Below are 17,216 nucleotides of genomic sequence, written 5' to 3' on the forward strand. Positions count from 1 at the left end.
CTCCAGACTTGCCACTCACCGCTGCCCCCTGCGCCCCATTGTCGCACCCTTCTAAAGCACACCTTTCCCCTCCCGCCATTCGGGTCTACGCTTGTTCCGACAGTAGACCGGTGTTGAGCGGTCGCAGACCGACTTGCACGCGATGAGTCTGACATTCAAGCAAGGTGACAGGCGCAAAGGCTGACAGTTACCGGCTGTCACGCCATTGACCATTCGTCACTGCGTCAGCTTGTTTGCCCAGACCTGCGCGCAAGTGCCTGCACCCCTGCAAAATTCCTGTCCAACCAGTCAGCTTTTCATTTTTGATTTTGTCCTTACGCCAAACATGGAAAGGGCGCAGAATCTGGTTTGTAAAGCATTGACGCAGGTCAGCGTTACGTTGCAATGGCACCCCGCTTTCTCCATACTTGCGACCGATTTTTATCCTAATAAAACACCTAAACCGTGGAACCTTAGAATGAGCACAGCAATCAGTCCGACTGCTTATAACTATAAGGTAGTCCGCCAGTTCGCCATCATGACGGTGGTCTGGGGGATCCTTGGCATGGGGCTCGGTGTCTTCATCGCCTCGCAACTGGTCTGGCCGGAGTTGAACTTCGACCTGCCATGGACGACGTTTGGACGCCTACGCCCGCTGCACACCAACCTGGTGATCTTCGCCTTCGGCGGATGTGCACTGTTTGCCACTTCCTACTATGTCGTGCAGCGAACCTGCCAGACGCGACTGATTTCCGACGGTCTCGCCGCCTTCACCTTCTGGGGCTGGCAAGCGGTTATCGTGGGCGCCATCATCACCCTGCCAATGGGCTTCACCACCACCAAGGAATACGCGGAATTGGAATGGCCCCTTGCCATCCTTCTGGCGATCGTCTGGGTGACCTATGGCATCGTGTTCTTTGGCACCATCGTCAAGCGCAAGACCAAGCACATTTACGTTGGCAACTGGTTCTACGGCGCATTCATCGTCGTGACGGCGATGCTGCACATCGTCAACCACGCCTCGTTGCCGGTGAGTTTCTTCAAGTCCTACTCGGCCTACGCCGGTGCGACCGATGCGATGATCCAGTGGTGGTACGGCCACAACGCCGTAGGGTTCTTCCTGACCACGGGCTTTCTGGGGATGATGTACTACTTCGTGCCGAAACAGGCCGAGCGTCCGATCTACTCCTATCGCCTGTCCATCGTGCACTTCTGGGCACTGATCACCCTGTATATCTGGGCCGGTCCGCACCACCTGCACTACACCGCACTGCCAGATTGGGCACAGTCACTGGGCATGGCCATGTCGATCATCCTGCTGGCTCCGAGCTGGGGCGGCATGATCAACGGCATGATGACCCTGTCGGGCGCCTGGCATAAGCTGCGCACCGACCCGATCCTGCGCTTTCTGGTGGTGTCGCTGGCGTTCTACGGCATGTCGACCTTCGAAGGCCCGATGATGGCCATCAAGACCGTCAACTCGCTGTCCCACTACACCGACTGGACCATCGGCCACGTACACGCCGGCGCTCTCGGCTGGGTAGCGATGATTTCCATCGGCGCGCTGTACCACATGATTCCCAAGCTGTATGGCCGGGCGCAGATGCACAGCACCAGCCTGATCAACACCCACTTCTGGCTGGCCACTATCGGCACCGTGCTCTACATCGCCTCGATGTGGGTCAACGGCATCACCCAGGGCCTGATGTGGCGTGCGATCAACGACGACGGCACCCTCACCTATTCCTTCGTCGAAGCGCTGCAAGCCAGCCATCCTGGTTTCATCGTCCGCGCCCTCGGTGGTGCGTTCTTTGCCAGCGGCATGCTGTTCATGGCCTACAACGTATGGCGCACCGTGCGTGCTTCCAACCCTGTAGAGGCTGAAGCCGCCACCAAGATCGCCGTCGTGGGAGCTCACTGATGAAGCACGAAGTAGTCGAGAAGAATATCGGCCTGCTGGCCTTCTTCATGGTCATCGCCGTGAGTATCGGCGGCCTGACCCAGATCGTTCCGCTGTTTTTCCAGGACGTGACCAACAAGCCGGTCGAAGGCATGAAGCCGCGTACCGCCCTTGAACTGGAAGGCCGCGATATCTACATCGCCAACGGCTGCGTCGGCTGCCACTCGCAGATGATCCGCCCGTTCCGTGCCGAAACCGAACGCTACGGCCACTACTCGGTCGCCGGTGAAAGCGTGTGGGACCACCCGTTCCTGTGGGGTTCCAAGCGTACCGGTCCGGACCTGGCCCGTGTTGGCGGTCGTTACTCCGATGACTGGCAGCGTGCGCACTTGTACAACCCGCGCAACGTAGTGCCCGAGTCGAAAATGCCGGCGTACCCGTTCCTCGTGGAAAACAAGCTCGACGGCAAAGACACCGCCAAGAAAATGGAAGTCTTGCGCACCCTCGGCGTGCCTTACACCGACGAAGACATCGCCGGTGCCGAGGCAGCCGTCAAGGGCAAGACCGAAATGGACGCGCTGGTGGCCTACCTGCAAGGCCTGGGCACCATCATCAAAAGCAAACGGTGATCTGAATGGATATCGGGATGATTCGAGGCCTGGGCACCGTTGTCGTGATGGTGGCCTTTATCGGTCTGGCGTTGTGGGTATTCAGCCCCAAGCGCAAGTCAGAGTTTGAAGACGCGACCTTGCTGCCTTTTGCGGATGATCCCGAAGCCATCAAGCACGTCGAGCAAGCTTCTAGGAGTAACAAAGAATGACTACGTTCTGGAGTCTGTACGTCACAGTCCTCAGTCTGGGTACCATTTTTGCCCTGACCTGGCTGCTGCTGTCGACCCGCAAGGGCCAGCGCGCCGAGCAAACGGACGAGACAGTTGGTCACTCGTTCGATGGCATCGAGGAATACGACAACCCACTGCCAAAGTGGTGGTTCATGCTGTTCGTCGGCACCATCGTGTTTGCCCTGGGTTACCTGGTGCTGTACCCGGGCCTGGGCAACTGGAAAGGCCTGCTGCCGGGCTATGCCTACCTCGATAACGACAAGCAAACCCCATTCGCCAACGGCCAGACCGGCTGGACCGGCGTGCACGAGTGGGAAAAGGAAATGGCACGCTCGGACGCCAAGTTTGGGCCGATCTTCGCCAAATTTGCGGCCATGCCCATTGAGGAAGTAGCCAAGGACCCGCAAGCCCTGAAGATGGGGGGCCGCCTGTTCGCCTCCAACTGCTCGGTCTGCCACGGCTCCGACGCCAAGGGTGCCTACGGCTTCCCCAACCTGACCGACGCCGACTGGCGCTGGGGCGGCGAGCCAGAGACCATCAAGGCCACCATCATGGCCGGCCGCCATGCGGTGATGCCGGGCTGGTCTGAAGTCATCGGCGAACAAGGCGTGGCCGACGTGGCCGGCTTTGTGCTGACCAACCTCGATGGCCGCAAGCTGCCGGAAGGCGCCAAGGCCGACGTGGCCAACGGCGAGAAACTCTTCGCCGCCAACTGCGTGGCCTGCCACGGCCCGGCCGGTAAAGGTACGCCAGCGATGGGCGCACCTGACCTGACCCACCCGGGCGCGTTCATCTACGGTTCCAGCTTCGCCCAACTGCAGCAGACCATCCGTTACGGCCGCCAGGGCCAGATGCCTGCGCAGGAGCAACTGCAAGGTAACGACAAGGTGCACTTGCTGGCGGCGTATGTTTACAGCCTGTCGCACAAAGAGCAGCAAGAGCAGCAAGAACAGAAGTAAGCTGCAAGCCGCAAGAGAAAGCCCCGTATAGCGCATGCTGACGGGGCTTTTTTGTTTCCAGTGAAGCGCATCGACTGCTTGTAGCTTGCAACTGCGCCGTAGTAACGTAACTACATTCCCCCATCCCGCTGGGAGGCGCCCCATGACTATCACGACAATCTCCAGCCGCGAATTCAACCAAGACACAAGCGGTGCCAAAAAAGCCGCGCGCCAAGGACCGGTTTTTATTACCGACCGAGGCAAGCCTGCTCATGTGCTGCTAAGTATTGAGGACTACCAAAAATTGACAGGCATCAACGCCGATATTGTTGACCTGTTGGTGATGCCCGAAGCGGCGGATATCGAGTTTGAAACCGAACGTGCCGTAATTATCCATCGACCCGTGGACCTCTCTTGATGTATCTGCTCGATACCAATGTCATTTCCGAGTTACGCAAACCCCAAGCCGACAAAAATGTGGTGGCGTGGGCCAAAACCGTCGCTGCGCCACGCCTGTATATTTCGGCGATTACCTTGAAGGAACTGGAGACTGGGGTGCTGCGAATGGAACGCCGTGACCCCGCGCAGGGCAAGGTCTTGCGCACCTGGCTCAAACGCCATGTCATGCCGGCCTTCGATGCCAGGATCCTGCCAATTGACGCTGCCGTGGCCTTGCGCTGCGCCAGCCTGCATGTGCCAGATCGCGCTAACGAAGGTGATGCGCTGATCGCCGCAACCGCTCTGGTTCATGGCCTGACCGTGGTCACCCGCAATGTCGCCGACTTCCAAAGCAGCGGCGTGAAACTGATCAACCCGTGGGACCAATGACCTTCGAGCCCTGAAAAACCGTCCATACTCCTCCTGTCAATTGATTCAAGTCACGTACACCATCAATTGATTTCCCCCAACGCGACCAAAGGTCGCACCCGTTCACCCGTACTACAGGCGTATCATTGCGCCACTGCTAGACCCCTATTTTGACCCCGGTTGGCACGTACTGGCCGAGGCAAATCTCCACTGCCGTGGGATGCAATGATGAGCGATCAGATTCCGGTACACGACGTTACCCCGCCTGCCAAAAAAACCAGCAACACTGTCGATCTCTACGCCTCGCGGGAGAAAATCTACACTCGAGCCTTCACCGGGATGTTCCGCAATCTGCGGATGCTCGGCGGTGCTGGCCTGTTCCTGCTGTACTTCGGTACGGTATGGCTGAACTGGGGCGGACACCAGGCCGTCTGGTGGAACCTGCCAGAGCGCAAATTCTTCATTTTCGGTGCGACATTCTGGCCCCAGGACTTCATCCTGCTGTCGGGCATCCTGATCATCTCCGCGTTCGGCCTGTTCTTTATCACCGTGTACGCCGGGCGTATCTGGTGCGGCTACACCTGCCCGCAAAGCGTGTGGACCTGGATCTACATGTGGTGCGAAAAGGTCACCGAAGGCGACCGCAACCAGCGGATCAAGCTGGACAAGGCGCCGATGAGCGCCAACAAGCTCCTGCGTAAACTCAGCAAGCACACGCTGTGGCTGCTGATCGGTTTTGTCACCGGCATGACCTTTGTCGGCTACTTCTCGCCGATTCGCGAACTGGTCTTCGAGTTCTTCACCGGCCAGGCCGATGGCTGGTCGTACTTCTGGGTTGGCTTCTTCACCCTCGCCACTTACGGCAACGCCGGCTGGCTGCGTGAGCAAGTGTGCATCTACATGTGTCCGTATGCGCGCTTCCAGAGCGTGATGTTCGACAAAGACACCCTGATCGTTTCCTATGACCCGCGTCGCGGCGAAGCCCGAGGCCCGCGCAAGAAAGGCGTGGACTACAAGGCCCTGGGCCTGGGGGATTGCATCGACTGCACCATGTGCGTACAGGTCTGCCCCACCGGGATCGACATCCGTGACGGCCTGCAGATTGAGTGCATTGGCTGCGCGGCCTGTATCGACGCTTGCGACACCATCATGGACAAGATGGACTACCCTCGTGGGTTGATCAGCTACACCACCGAACATAACCTGTCGGGGCAAAAGACCCACAAGTTGCGTCCGCGCCTGATCGGCTATGCGCTGGTGCTGCTGGCGATGATCACCCTGCTGGCCACGGCGTTCTTCATGCGTTCGCTGGTGGGTTTCGACGTCAGCAAGGACCGCGTGCTGTACCGCGAAAACGCCGAAGGGCGGATCGAGAACGTCTACAGCCTGAAAATCATGAACAAGGACCAGCGCGATCACACCTACGTGCTGGACGCCAGCGGCCTGCCGGACCTCAAGCTACAAGGCAAGCGCGAAATCAAGGTCGCCGCCGGGGAAATCTTCACCATGCCGGTGGAGCTGTCGAGCGCGCCGGAACAAATGCCATCGAGCACCAACGAGGTGAAATTCATCCTCAAGGATGCTGACGATGACAGCGTCCACGTTGAAGCCAAGAGCCGATTCATCGGCCCACAAATTCGTTAAAAGAGAGCAGAACAATGCCCGTAGCAACTGCCGCAAGCCCCTGGTACAAGCACCTCTGGCCCTGGATCATCATTGCCATCCTGGCCTGCTCGGTGACGTTGACCTTGTCCATGGTGACCATCGCGGTGAACAACCCGGACAACCTGGTCAACGACAACTACTACGAGGCCGGCAAAGGCATCAACCGCTCCCTGGACCGCGAATTGCTGGCCCAGACCCTGCAAATGCGCGCCACCCTGCACCTGGATGAACTGACCGGGGAAGTGGAGCTGTTTCTCACGGGCAACAGCGGGCCGACCACTCTGGAACTGAACCTGATTTCGCCGACCCAGCCGGAGAAAGACCGCAAGGTCGTGCTCACCCGCAGCCAGAGCGAGCCGGGGCGTTATATCGGCCAGGTGACTGACAAGGTCGAAGGCCGCCGCTTCGTCGAACTGCTGGGGGTCGAAGGCGACCGTACCTGGCGTATGTTTGAAGAGGAAGAAGTCAGCCATGGCACCGACTTGAAGTTGGGTGACGAGCCGTTGCAGGGTGCTGAAGACCTGAAGAACTGAAAGCCTGCGCTTCGCGCATCGCGGACAAGCCTGCTCCTACAGAGGGAGCGGGCTTGCGCGCGATGAGGCCCTCCCTGCCCACACAGATCCAAAGCCATGACCACCCCAACCCCCTGCTACCACTGCGCCCTCCCCGTCCCGCCCGGCAGCCGCTTCACCGCGGTGATCCTCGGCGAGCCCCGCGAGCTCTGCTGCCCGGGTTGCCAGGCAGTGGCCGAGGCAATTGTCGCGGGCGGCCTGGAAAGCTACTACCAGCACCGCAGTGAAGCCTCGGCCAACCCCGAAGCCTTGCCGGTGCAACTGGTCGACGAATTGGCGCTGTACGACCGCGCCGATGTGCAAAAGCCCTTCGTGCGCCACGACGGCGACCTGGCCGAAGCCACCCTGTTGATGGAAGGCATCAGTTGCGCCGCCTGTGGCTGGCTGATCGAAAAACACCTGCGCAGCCTGCCGGCCGTGGCCGAGGCGCGGCTGAACCTGTCCAACCATCGCCTGCATGTGCGCTGGGCCGACGCGCAATTGCCGTTGAGCCAGGTGCTCAGCGAGCTGCGCCAGATTGGCTACGCCGCTCACCCGTATCAGGCCGACCGCGCCGCCGAACAACTGGCCAGCGAAAACCGCCTGGCCCTGCGCCAACTCGGGGTCGCCGGCTTGCTGTGGTTCCAGGCGATGATGGCGACCATGGCCACCTGGCCGGAATTCAATATCGACCTGAGCCCCGAGCTGCACGTGATCCTGCGCTGGGTCGCGCTATTTCTGACCACCCCCATTGTGTTCTACAGCTGCGCGCCGTTTTTCAAGGGCGCCATGCGCGACCTGCGCACCCGCCACCTGACCATGGATGTCTCGGTGTCATTGGCCATTGGCGGCGCTTACCTGGCGGGCATCTGGACCGCCATCACGGGGGTGGGCGAGTTGTATTTCGATGCCGTAGGCATGTTCGCCCTGTTCCTGCTGGCCGGGCGCTACCTGGAGCGCCGCGCCCGAGAACGCACCGCCGCCGCCACCGCCCAACTGGTCAACCTGCTGCCGGCCTCGTGCCTGCGCCTCAAAGGCGATGGCCAGAGCGAACGCATCCTGCTCACCGAATTGGCCCTGGGCGACCGGGTGCTGGTGCATCCGGGCGCGATCCTGCCGGCTGACGGGGTGATCCTGGATGGCCAGTCGAGCATTGATGAATCCCTGCTCACCGGCGAATACCTGCCACAACCGCGACAAGCCGGCGATAGCGTCACCGCCGGCACTCTCAACGTCGAAGGCGCGCTGACCGTGGAAGTGCGCGCCCTGGGCCATGACACCCGCTTGTCGGCCATCGTGCGCCTGCTGGAGCGGGCTCAGGCCGAAAAGCCACGCCTGGCCGAGATCGCCGACCGCGCCGCGCAATGGTTCCTGCTTTGCTCGCTGATCGCCGCCGCCGTGATTGGCCTGCTGTGGTGGGAACTGGACCCCTCGCGGGCGTTCTGGATTGTCCTGGCAATGCTGGTGGCGACTTGCCCATGCGCCTTGTCCCTGGCAACCCCCACCGCCTTGACTGCCGCCACCGGCACCCTGCACAAACTCGGCCTGTTGCTGACCCGAGGCCATGTGCTGGAAGGCTTGAACCAGATCGACACAGTGATTTTCGACAAGACCGGCACCCTCACCGAGGGCCGCCTGGCCCTGCGCGCCATCCGGCCACTGGGCAGCATAAGCAGCGACTTGGCCCTGGCCCTGGCCGCCGCCCTCGAAAACCGCTCCGAACACCCGATTGCCCGGGCCTTCGGCCGCGCCCCGCTGGCGGCTGATGAAGTGCTCAGCACCCCCGGCCTGGGGCTCGAAGGTCGGGTCGGTGAACGCCTGCTGCGGATCGGCCAGCCCGGTTTCGTCTGTGAATTAAGCGGCTGCGCGATACCCGATTCGCCGCAAGACGCTGGCCAATGGCTGCTGCTGGGCGATACTGGCGGCGCCCTGGCCTGGTTTGTCCTGGATGATCGCCTGCGCAGCGATGCGCCGGCACTGCTGGCCGCGTGCAAGGCGCGGGGCTGGCGCACCTTGCTGCTATCGGGCGACAGCTCGCCGATGGTCGCCAGCGTCGCCGCCGAATTGGGGATTGATGAAGCCCGTGGCGGCCTGCGCCCGGATGACAAGCTGCAAGTGCTGCAACAGTTGCACAAGGAAGGCCGCAAGGTGTTGATGCTCGGTGACGGCGTGAATGACGTGCCGGTATTGGCCGCGGCGGATATCAGCGTGGCCATGGGCTCGGCCACTGACCTGGCAAAAACCAGCGCCGACGCGGTGCTGCTGTCCAACCGCCTGGATGCCCTGGTGCAAGCGTTCAGCCTGGCGCGGCGTACGCGCCGGGTAATCATTGAAAACCTGCTGTGGGCCGGGCTGTACAATGGCCTGATGTTGCCGTTCGCCGCCCTCGGTTGGATCACGCCGATCTGGGCCGCGATCGGCATGTCCCTCAGTTCGTTGACCGTGGTGCTCAACGCCCTGCGCCTGACGCGCCTGCCGCGCGCCAGTGCCGCGAGCACCACCCCACAGCCCCGTCCGCTGCCGGCTTGAGCCGCGCGGGCATGGAGTAGCGATGCCAGCTCTTTACGTAATGATTCCTGCGGCGCTGCTGATCGTCGCCATCGCCATCTACATCTTCTTCTGGGCGGTGGACAGCGGCCAGTATGACGACCTCGACGGGCCGGCCCACAGCGTGCTGTTCGACGACCAGGATCCCAAGCACCTGGCCGCTGTCGACGAGGCCAGCAGCCACCCGCAGCCACCGGCCAAGCCTGACGAGCCGGCGCCGCCCCATGCTTGACCTCGCGCCGCTGCTGGTTTCCGCGCTGATCCTCGGCCTGCTGGGCGGCGGCCATTGCCTGGGGATGTGCGGTGGCCTGATGGGCGCATTGACCCTGGCCATCCCCCCGGAACAGCGCAGCCGGCGGTTTCGCCTGCTGCTGGCGTACAACCTGGGACGCATCCTCAGCTATGCCGCCGCCGGCGTATTGATCGGCCTGGCCGGCTGGGCCGTGGCCAACAGCCCGGCGGCGATGTTCATGCGCATCCTGGCCGGCCTGCTACTGATCAGCATGGGCTTGTACCTGGCCGGCTGGTGGAGCGGCCTGACCCGTATCGAAAGCCTCGGGCGCGGCCTGTGGCGGCATATCCAGCCGTTTGCCAACCGTTTGCTACCGGTGTCCAGCCTGCCCCGCGCCCTGCTGCTGGGCGCGCTGTGGGGCTGGTTGCCGTGCGGCCTGGTCTACAGCACCTTGTTGTGGGCGGCCAGCCAGGGCAACGCCGTGGACAGCGGGTTGCTGATGCTCGCTTTTGGCCTCGGCACCTGGCCGGTACTGCTCGCCACCGGGCTGGCGGCGGAGCGCGTCACCGCGCTGTTACGCAAGCGCAGTGTGCGCATGGCCGGCGGCCTGCTGGTGATTGTGTTCGGTATCTGGACCCTACCCGGGCCCCATCAGCACTGGCTGATGGGCCACTAAAAGGCCATGTGGCATAGCGCCGCTCCCCGTTGATACAAATCAAGATGACCGCCCAGCCATGCCCCTAGACTCGGCCCACTAGCCAATCCGGGGAACGCCCGCATGCTCGACGCCATTCGTTGGGACACTGATCTGATTCATCGCTACGACCTGGCAGGACCGCGCTACACCTCCTACCCCACCGCCGTACAATTCACCAGCCAGGTCGGCACCTTTGACCTGCTGCACGCCCTGCGCGACAGCCGCAAGGCCGTGCGCCCGCTGTCGCTGTATGTGCACGTGCCGTTCTGCGCGAACATCTGCTACTACTGCGCCTGCAACAAAGTCATTACCAAGGACCGCGGTCGCGCCCAGGCCTACCTGCAGCGCCTGGAGCAAGAGATTCAACTGGTGGCCTGCCACCTGGACCCCCACCAACAGGTGCAACAGCTGCATTTTGGCGGCGGCACCCCGACCTTTCTCAGCCACGACGAATTGCGCCAACTGATGGCGCAACTGCGCCAACACTTCAACCTGCTGGATGACGATTCCGGCGACTACGGCATTGAGATCGACCCACGGGAAGCCGACTGGGCCACCATGGGCCTGTTGCGTGAACTGGGCTTTAACCGTGTGAGCATCGGCGTGCAGGACCTGGACCCCGAGGTGCAACGGGCGGTCAATCGCCTGCAAAGCCTGGAAGAGACCCGCGCGGTGATTGACGCCGCGCGCACCCTGCAGTTTCGCTCGATCAACATTGACCTGATCTACGGCCTGCCCAAGCAGACCCCCGAGCATTTCGCCCACACGGTGGCCGAAGTCATCAGCCTGCAACCCGACCGCCTGTCCGTATTCAACTATGCCCACCTGCCGGAACGCTTCCTGCCCCAGCGACGGATCAACAGCGAAGACCTGCCGGCTCCCGCCGTCAAGTTGCAGATGCTGCAGGAAACCATCGAGCAACTGACAGCCGCCGGCTACACCTACATCGGCATGGACCACTTCGCCCTGCCCGACGACGAACTGGCCATCGCCCAGGAAGAGGGCACCCTGCAACGCAATTTCCAGGGCTACACCACCCACGGTCATTGCGATTTGATCGGGCTCGGCGTTTCGGCCATCAGTCAGATTGGTGACTTGTACTGCCAGAACAGCAGCGACCTGAGTCATTACCAGAATGCCCTGGCCGGCGCGCAACTGGCCACCAGTCGCGGCCTGCTGTGCAAGGCGGACGATCGTTTACGAGGGGCGGTGATCCAACAGCTGATCTGTCACTTCAGCCTGGACTTCGACAGCATCGAGCAGGCCTTCACCGTGGATTTTCGCGGTTATTTCGCCGAGCTCTGGCCGCAACTCGAAGTAATGGCCGGAGACGGCCTGATCGAACTCAACGCCAAGGGAATCCGGGTGCTGCCAGCCGGGCGCCTGTTGGTGCGCTCGGTGTGCATGGTGTTCGATGCCTATCTGGAGCAACAGAATAGGCAGCGCTTTTCACGGGTGATCTGAGCCGGGTTACTTGGCCATCAACGAGGCGGCCTTCACCGCGTCTTCGGCGCTCAGGTTCTTCATCGCTTCGCTCAACGACGCATAGGCGCCGGTCAGCGAGGCTTGCAAGCCGCCCAGCGCCGATTGCACGCCGCTCAGTTTCGCCAGGACCTGCTCCGGGCTGAGGCGCTTGTCGGACATGATCGCCGACATCTCTGCCATCTTTTCCGCGATCTGCTGCTTCAACTGGCGAATCATTTTCAGCAGTTTCTGCACGTTCTCGTCCAGCCCGCTTTCTTCGATATCATCGTTGGCCGTCTTCTCGGCGCTGGCAGCCTTCAGCGACGCACCGGAAAAGGTCACGCTCACGCCTTCGGCAGGCTGGGTTTCACCCAGCGCCGTTGATTCGGTACCGGCGCCCACGGTGCTGGTTTTTTTCGGTTCAAGCAGCGTCGGCACAGTGGTGCGGGACGGAAGATTGCCGTCGATGGAAAGCATATCGTGAGCCTCCAAGCTCTTGGTCGTTAGCAGTTCATCGGCCACCGGGTAAAAATCTTTATATCTCTGCCGGTTTTTTGTACAGGCTGGCTTGATAGTCCCTCAGTGCGGTACCCTTACGTCTTATGTGTGTTTTCCCACAAGGATTTAAGAAATGTCCGAGCCAGTTAAACTGCGCGCTCATAGCCAGGCTCACTGCAAGGATTGCAGCCTGGCTCCCCTCTGCTTGCCACTTTCGCTGAATCTGGAAGACATGGATGCGCTGGACGAAATCGTTAAACGTGGTCGCCCACTGAAGAAAGGCGAGTTTCTGTTTCGCCAGGGCGACAAGTTCGATTCCGTCTATGCAGTACGCTCGGGCGCCTTGAAGACGTTCAGCCTGAGCGATAGTGGCGAAGAGCAAATCACCGGTTTCCACCTGCCCAGCGAGCTGGTTGGCCTATCGGGCATGGACACCGAGATCCACCCGGTGTCGGCCCAGGCCCTGGAAACCACGTCGGTGTGCGAGATTCCCTTCGAACGCCTGGATGAACTGGCCCTGCAATTGCCGCAGTTGCGCCGCCAGTTGATGCGAGTGATGAGCCGGGAAATCCGGGACGACCAGCAAATGATGCTGTTGCTGTCGAAGAAAACCGCCGACGAACGGATTGCCACCTTCCTGGTCAACCTGTCGGCGCGCTTCCGCGCCCGTGGTTTCTCGGCCAATCAGTTCCGCCTGAGCATGTCGCGCAACGAAATCGGCAATTACCTGGGCCTGGCGGTAGAAACCGTGTCCCGGGTGTTCACGCGCTTCCAGCAGAATGAACTGATTGCCGCCGAGGGCAAGGAAGTGCACATCCTCGACCCGATCCAGCTCTGCGCGCTGGCCGGCGGCTCCCTCGACGGCTGATCGGCGCACGAGGGGCGCGACACTTGTGGCCAAGCCAACCGGCGAGGCCGCAGGTATACTGCTGGGTCTTTGCGCCCAGGACTCCCGACGATGACTTTCGACGCCTTCGACATCAAATCCCTGATTCGCCCCGTCATCGACTTCCCCAAGCCTGGGGTGATCTTTCGTGATATCACGCCGCTGTTCCAGTCGCCCAAGGCCATGCGCCTGGTGGCCGACACCTTTATCCACCGCTACGTCGAAGCCGAGTTCAGCCATATCGGCGCGATGGACGCCCGAGGCTTTTTGATCGGTTCGGTGATTGCCTACCAACTGAACAAGCCGCTGATCCTGTTCCGCAAGCAAGGCAAGCTGCCAGCGGACGTGCTGTCCGAGGGCTATCAGACCGAATATGGCGAAGCCTTCCTCGAAGTGCACGCCGACAGCCTGTGTGAAGGGGATTCGGTGTTGATGTTCGATGACTTGATCGCCACCGGTGGCACCTTGATTGCTGCAGCAAACCTGACGCGGCGCATGGGCGCGCGGATTTTTGAGGCGGCGGCGATTATTGACCTGCCGGAGTTGGGCGGCTCGCAGCGTCTGGAGGATATGGGGATCCCTACGTTCTGTTTGACGCAGTTTGGGTTGACTGAGCGGTAATTTGCGCGGGTCTTGTGGGCTTCATCGCGGGCAAGCCCACATTTTGATTTGCGAACCCATTCAAAGGTGGGAGCCCCCTCAATCACAAGCCCATCTGCTTACTGATGATTTCATTCATCACCTCCCGGGTCCCGCCGCCAATCGACAAAATCCGATTGTCGCGGTATAGCCGCTCCACCAGGCTGCCGCGCATATAGCCCAGGCCACCCAGGATCTGCACCGCGTCATACGTCACGCGGTCGGCGGTGTCGGTGGCCAGGTTCTTGGCCATGGAGATCTCCTTGATCACGCTCTTGCCCGCCGCCATCTTCGCCGCCTGGCGGTAAGTGAACTCGCGGGAAACCTCGACCGCCGTGGCCATCTCCGCCAGGCGGTGCTTGAGCACCTGGAACTTGCCAATCGGCTTGCCAAAGGCCTGCCGCTGCGCAGCCCACTTCAGGCTCTCTTCCAGGGCCATCTGCGCGGTCATATTGGCCATTAATGCCAGGGCCAGGCGCTCGCTCTGGAAGTTGCCCATGATGCAGGCAAAGCCCATGTTTTCGCCGCCGATCAGATTACCCACCGGCACCTGACAATCATCGAAGAACAGCTCGGCAGTGTCCGACGCCCACCAGCCCATCTTCTTCAGCGGCTGGCCGACGGTGAAGCCAGGCGTGTCTTTCTCGATCAATAACAGGCTGATGCCGGCAAAGCCAGGCCCGCCGGTACGCACGGCGACGGTGTAGTAGTCGGCGCGTGCGCCACTGGTGATAAAAGTCTTGCTGCCACTGACCCGATAACAATCGCCATCGCGCACCGCACGGGTTTGCAGGCTGGCCACGTCGGAGCCGCCACCGGGCTCGGTGACGGCCAGGGCCATGATCTTCTCACCGGACAGCACCTGCGGGGCCACGCGCTCGCGCACTGCGGGGCGCGCCCATTTGACGACGGGCGGCAGGCCGATATCCAGCGAGCCCAGCCCCGCCACTACACCACCGGAGCCACAACGCATCAGCTCTTCGCTGGCGGCGACCTTGGCGAACAGGTCGCCCTCATGGCTGCCGCCCAGGGCTTCAGGGTAGCCAATGCCGAGAATCCCCGCCGCGCCGGCCTTGAGGTACAGCTCGCGGGGGAAGTGTTCGGCCTCCTCCCATTGCTCGATGCCCGGCAGAATCTCGCGCTCGACAAAACGGCGCACGCTGTCGCGGACCAATTGGTGACTGGGGTCGAAATATTCCTGGTAGGCAGACATCGGCAAGCTCCATGCAGAGATGGAGCGAACTTACCAAGCGCTTGCTTGGTTATCAAGCCGAACGCAGAACCCATGTAGGAGCGGGCTTGCCTGCGATGCAGGCACTGCGGTGTATCAGGAGGACCGAGGCGATGCCATCGCAGGCAAGCCAGCTCCCACACAAGCCAGCGTGCCAGAGGATATTGGGCTTAGAGCGCGATAGGTTTACGCCCGGCAAACGAGTGCGCCAGGGTGCCGCCGTCCACCAGTTCCAGCTCGCCACCCAACGGCACGCCATGGGCGATGCGCGAGGTGATCAAGCCTTTGTTGGTCAGCAGTTGGGCGATGTAATGCGCCGTGGCTTCCCCTTCCACCGTCGGGTTGGTGGCCAGAATCACCTCGGTAAAGGTGCCCTGCCCTTCAATGCGCGCCACCAACTGCGGGATACCAATGGCCTCCGGCCCCAGGCCGTCGAGCGGCGACAGGTGGCCCTTGAGCACGAAGTAGCGCCCGCGATAGCCGGTCTGCTCCACCGCGTAGACGTCCATCGGCCCTTCGACCACGCACAGCAGCGTATCGTCGCGACGGGGGTCGGCGCATTGCGGGCACAGTTCTTCTTCGGTGAGGGTGCGGCACTGGCGGCAATGGCCCACACCGTCCATGGCCTGGCTCAAGGCCTGGGCCAGTCGCGAGCCACCGCTGCGGTCACGCTCCAGCAGTTGCAGCGCCATGCGCTGGGCGGTTTTCTGGCCCACGCCCGGCAAGGTGCGCAGGGCGTCGATCAGTTGACGAATCAGAGGGCTGAAGCTCATGGGGCAAAGGTCCGACAAAACAACGAGACGCGGTTTATACCCGCGCCTCGGATAAGCGTCAAATACGCACGACCAACTTGCCGAAGTTGCGCCCTTCCAACAGGCCGATAAAGGCCTCGGGAGCCTGCTCCAGACCATCGACCACGTCTTCGCGGAACTTGACCTTGCCGTCCCGCACCCAGGGCGCCATGGCGCTGATAAATTCCGGGTGGCGGTCGCCATAGTCGTCGAACACGATAAACCCCTGGATACGCACGCGCTTGGTCAACAGGGTGCGTTGCAGCGCTGGCAGGCGATCAGGGCCGGTGGGCGCCTCATGGGCGTTGTAGCCGGCAATCAGGCCACACAGGGGGATCCGTGCCTTGGGATTGAGCAAGGGCAGCACAGCGTCGAAGACCTTGCCGCCGACGTTTTCATAATAGATATCCACCCCTTTGTCGCAGGCCTGGGCCAGCTCTTCGGCAAAGTCCGCGCTCTTGTGGTCGATGCACGCGTCAAACCCCAGCTCCTCCACCACATAACGGCACTTGTCCGCACCGCCGGCCACGCCGACCACCCGCAGGCCCTTGAGCTTGGCCACCTGGCCGACCACCGAGCCCACCGCACCGGAGGCCGCCGCCACCACCAGGGTTTCCCCGGCCTTGGGTTGGCCGATATCCATCAGGCCCATGTAGGCCGTCATGCCGGGCATGCCCAGCACACCCAGGGCCATGGACGGGCTCGGCAGGCCCTTGGGCACCGGCATCAGGTTGCGTCCGTCGCTGATGCTATGGCTTTGCCAGCCGGTGGCGCCGACCACCAGGTCGCCCACCTCGAACTTGGGGTTGCGCGACTGCTCGATGCGGCTCACAGCACCGCCAGTCATCACCTCGCCGATTTCTACCGGCGCGGCGTAGGACGGCGCGTCACTCATGCGCCCACGCATGTAGGGGTCAAGGGACAGGAACAGGGTCTTGAGCAGAACCTGGCCGTCTGCGAGGTCTGGCAGCGCTACGCGCTCCAGGCGGAAGTTTTCCGGCACGGGCGCACCCTGCGGGCGGGATACCAGGACGATGCGCTGGTTAAGGGTCATGGCTTCGGTCATCAGCGGGGCTCCTTTATATCGGTGATTGAATTCAGCGGTATAGAGTGCAGACAGCCATTGCAAGGCTGACGTTCGATTGTGCCCGACACAAACAAAAATGCCAGGCACGATGCCTGGCATTTTTGCAGTCGCGCGAGTCGATCAGAACGGCAGCTTCATGCCCGGCGGCAGTTGCATGCCCGCGGTCACGCCGGACATTTTGTCCTGGCTGTTGGCTTCGATCTTGCGCACGGCGTCGTTGACGGCCGCAGCGAACAAGGCTTCGAGCATTTCCAGGTCGTCTTCGCCAATGCCCGGCAATACGCTTGGGTCGATGCTCACACGCTTGATGTCGTGACGACCGGTCATCACCACGCTGACCATATCGCCACCGGCTTTACCGGTGACTTCGGCGTTGGCCAGTTCTTCCTGCATCTTGGCCATTTTTTCCTGCATCTGCTGCGCCTGCTTCATCAGGCCGGCCATGCCACCTTTCATCATGGGA

At 61.8% G+C, this 17,216-nt stretch carries 19 protein-coding genes; 14 read left to right on the forward strand and 5 right to left on the reverse strand.

The window, feature by feature from the left end; translation table 11 throughout:
• Positions 1-457: 457 nt before the first annotated feature.
• The 12 genes from ccoN to hemN all read left to right on the forward strand — a co-directional run bounded on the left by ccoN (position 458) and on the right by hemN (position 11,621).
• Complete coding sequence (gene ccoN, locus JFT44_RS15840; protein ID WP_057439486.1) at positions 458-1,900, forward strand: cytochrome-c oxidase, cbb3-type subunit I; 1,443 nt, start codon at positions 458-460, stop codon at positions 1,898-1,900.
• Entirely contained in the window at positions 1,900-2,508 is a 609-nt protein-coding gene (gene ccoO, locus JFT44_RS15845; RefSeq protein ID WP_057439487.1) for a cytochrome-c oxidase, cbb3-type subunit II, read from the forward strand. The genes ccoN and ccoO overlap by 1 nt, the downstream gene beginning before the upstream one ends.
• 5 nt (positions 2,509-2,513) lie before the next feature.
• Positions 2,514-2,699 carry a CcoQ/FixQ family Cbb3-type cytochrome c oxidase assembly chaperone gene (locus tag JFT44_RS15850; protein WP_003175465.1) on the forward strand — a complete coding sequence of 62 codons (186 nt, stop codon included), beginning with the start codon at positions 2,514-2,516 and terminating at the stop codon, positions 2,697-2,699.
• A complete protein-coding gene (gene ccoP, locus JFT44_RS15855; protein ID WP_198830898.1) occupies positions 2,696-3,679 on the forward strand; it encodes a cytochrome-c oxidase, cbb3-type subunit III in 984 nt (327 codons plus the stop codon). Before JFT44_RS15850 ends, ccoP begins: the two co-directional genes overlap by 4 nt.
• 142 nt (positions 3,680-3,821) lie before the next feature.
• On the forward strand, positions 3,822-4,076 hold the full coding sequence (locus JFT44_RS15860) for a type II toxin-antitoxin system Phd/YefM family antitoxin (protein ID WP_029300038.1): 255 nt from the start codon (positions 3,822-3,824) through the stop codon (positions 4,074-4,076).
• Positions 4,076-4,486 (forward strand): type II toxin-antitoxin system VapC family toxin, encoded by a 411-nt coding sequence (locus JFT44_RS15865; protein WP_057439489.1) that lies wholly within the window; start codon positions 4,076-4,078, stop codon positions 4,484-4,486. Before JFT44_RS15860 ends, JFT44_RS15865 begins: the two co-directional genes overlap by 1 nt.
• Positions 4,487-4,693: 207 nt before the next feature.
• Entirely contained in the window at positions 4,694-6,109 is a 1,416-nt protein-coding gene (ccoG, locus tag JFT44_RS15870; protein ID WP_198830899.1) for a cytochrome c oxidase accessory protein CcoG, read from the forward strand.
• A 14-nt stretch (positions 6,110-6,123) separates the two neighbouring features.
• On the forward strand, positions 6,124-6,663 hold the full coding sequence (locus JFT44_RS15875; protein ID WP_057960318.1) for a FixH family protein: 540 nt from the start codon (positions 6,124-6,126) through the stop codon (positions 6,661-6,663).
• A 96-nt stretch (positions 6,664-6,759) separates the two neighbouring features.
• The gene (locus JFT44_RS15880) at positions 6,760-9,210 is read left to right on the forward strand and encodes a heavy metal translocating P-type ATPase (protein WP_198830900.1); all 2,451 of its coding nucleotides are present in this window, start codon (positions 6,760-6,762) and stop codon (positions 9,208-9,210) included.
• Positions 9,211-9,232: 22 nt separating this feature from the next.
• Entirely contained in the window at positions 9,233-9,460 is a 228-nt protein-coding gene (ccoS, locus tag JFT44_RS15885; RefSeq protein WP_057960320.1) for a cbb3-type cytochrome oxidase assembly protein CcoS, read from the forward strand.
• Positions 9,453-10,136 carry a sulfite exporter TauE/SafE family protein gene (locus JFT44_RS15890; RefSeq protein WP_057439492.1) on the forward strand — a complete coding sequence of 228 codons (684 nt, stop codon included), beginning with the start codon at positions 9,453-9,455 and terminating at the stop codon, positions 10,134-10,136. Before ccoS ends, JFT44_RS15890 begins: the two co-directional genes overlap by 8 nt.
• A gap of 102 nt (positions 10,137-10,238) precedes the next feature.
• Complete coding sequence (hemN, locus tag JFT44_RS15895) at positions 10,239-11,621, forward strand: oxygen-independent coproporphyrinogen III oxidase (protein WP_057960321.1); 1,383 nt, start codon at positions 10,239-10,241, stop codon at positions 11,619-11,621.
• Between the two features lie 6 nt (positions 11,622-11,627).
• Here the strand turns inward: hemN and JFT44_RS15900 are convergent, their stop codons facing one another.
• Positions 11,628-12,098 carry a hypothetical protein gene (locus JFT44_RS15900; protein WP_057960322.1) on the reverse strand — a complete coding sequence of 157 codons (471 nt, stop codon included), beginning with the start codon at positions 12,096-12,098 and terminating at the stop codon, positions 11,628-11,630.
• Positions 12,099-12,252: 154 nt separating this feature from the next.
• Here JFT44_RS15900 and fnr point away from each other — a divergent pair, with 154 nt between their 5' ends.
• Together fnr and JFT44_RS15910 are read left to right on the forward strand one after the other, a co-directional pair.
• A complete protein-coding gene (fnr, locus tag JFT44_RS15905; protein WP_032863348.1) occupies positions 12,253-12,987 on the forward strand; it encodes a fumarate/nitrate reduction transcriptional regulator Fnr in 735 nt (244 codons plus the stop codon).
• A gap of 90 nt (positions 12,988-13,077) precedes the next feature.
• Positions 13,078-13,626, forward strand: a complete 549-nt coding sequence (locus JFT44_RS15910; RefSeq protein ID WP_057439496.1) for an adenine phosphoribosyltransferase — start codon at positions 13,078-13,080, stop codon at positions 13,624-13,626.
• An 82-nt stretch (positions 13,627-13,708) separates the two neighbouring features.
• On the opposite strand, the gene JFT44_RS15915 is transcribed toward JFT44_RS15910, so the two are convergent.
• The 4 genes from JFT44_RS15915 to JFT44_RS15930 form a co-directional block, all read right to left on the reverse strand.
• Positions 13,709-14,857 (reverse strand): acyl-CoA dehydrogenase family protein, encoded by a 1,149-nt coding sequence (locus JFT44_RS15915; protein ID WP_057439497.1) that lies wholly within the window; start codon positions 14,855-14,857, stop codon positions 13,709-13,711.
• A 188-nt stretch (positions 14,858-15,045) separates the two neighbouring features.
• Complete coding sequence (gene recR, locus JFT44_RS15920; RefSeq protein ID WP_057439498.1) at positions 15,046-15,648, reverse strand: recombination mediator RecR; 603 nt, start codon at positions 15,646-15,648, stop codon at positions 15,046-15,048.
• A gap of 58 nt (positions 15,649-15,706) precedes the next feature.
• Entirely contained in the window at positions 15,707-16,732 is a 1,026-nt protein-coding gene (locus JFT44_RS15925; protein ID WP_057439499.1) for an NADP-dependent oxidoreductase, read from the reverse strand.
• A 141-nt stretch (positions 16,733-16,873) separates the two neighbouring features.
• Positions 16,874-17,212 carry a YbaB/EbfC family nucleoid-associated protein gene (locus JFT44_RS15930; RefSeq protein ID WP_057439500.1) on the reverse strand — a complete coding sequence of 113 codons (339 nt, stop codon included), beginning with the start codon at positions 17,210-17,212 and terminating at the stop codon, positions 16,874-16,876.
• Positions 17,213-17,216 lie beyond the last annotated feature (4 nt).

It is taken from the genome of Pseudomonas sp. MF5691, assembly GCF_016405645.1.
GTDB lineage: Bacteria > Pseudomonadota > Gammaproteobacteria > Pseudomonadales > Pseudomonadaceae > Aquipseudomonas > Aquipseudomonas shahriarae.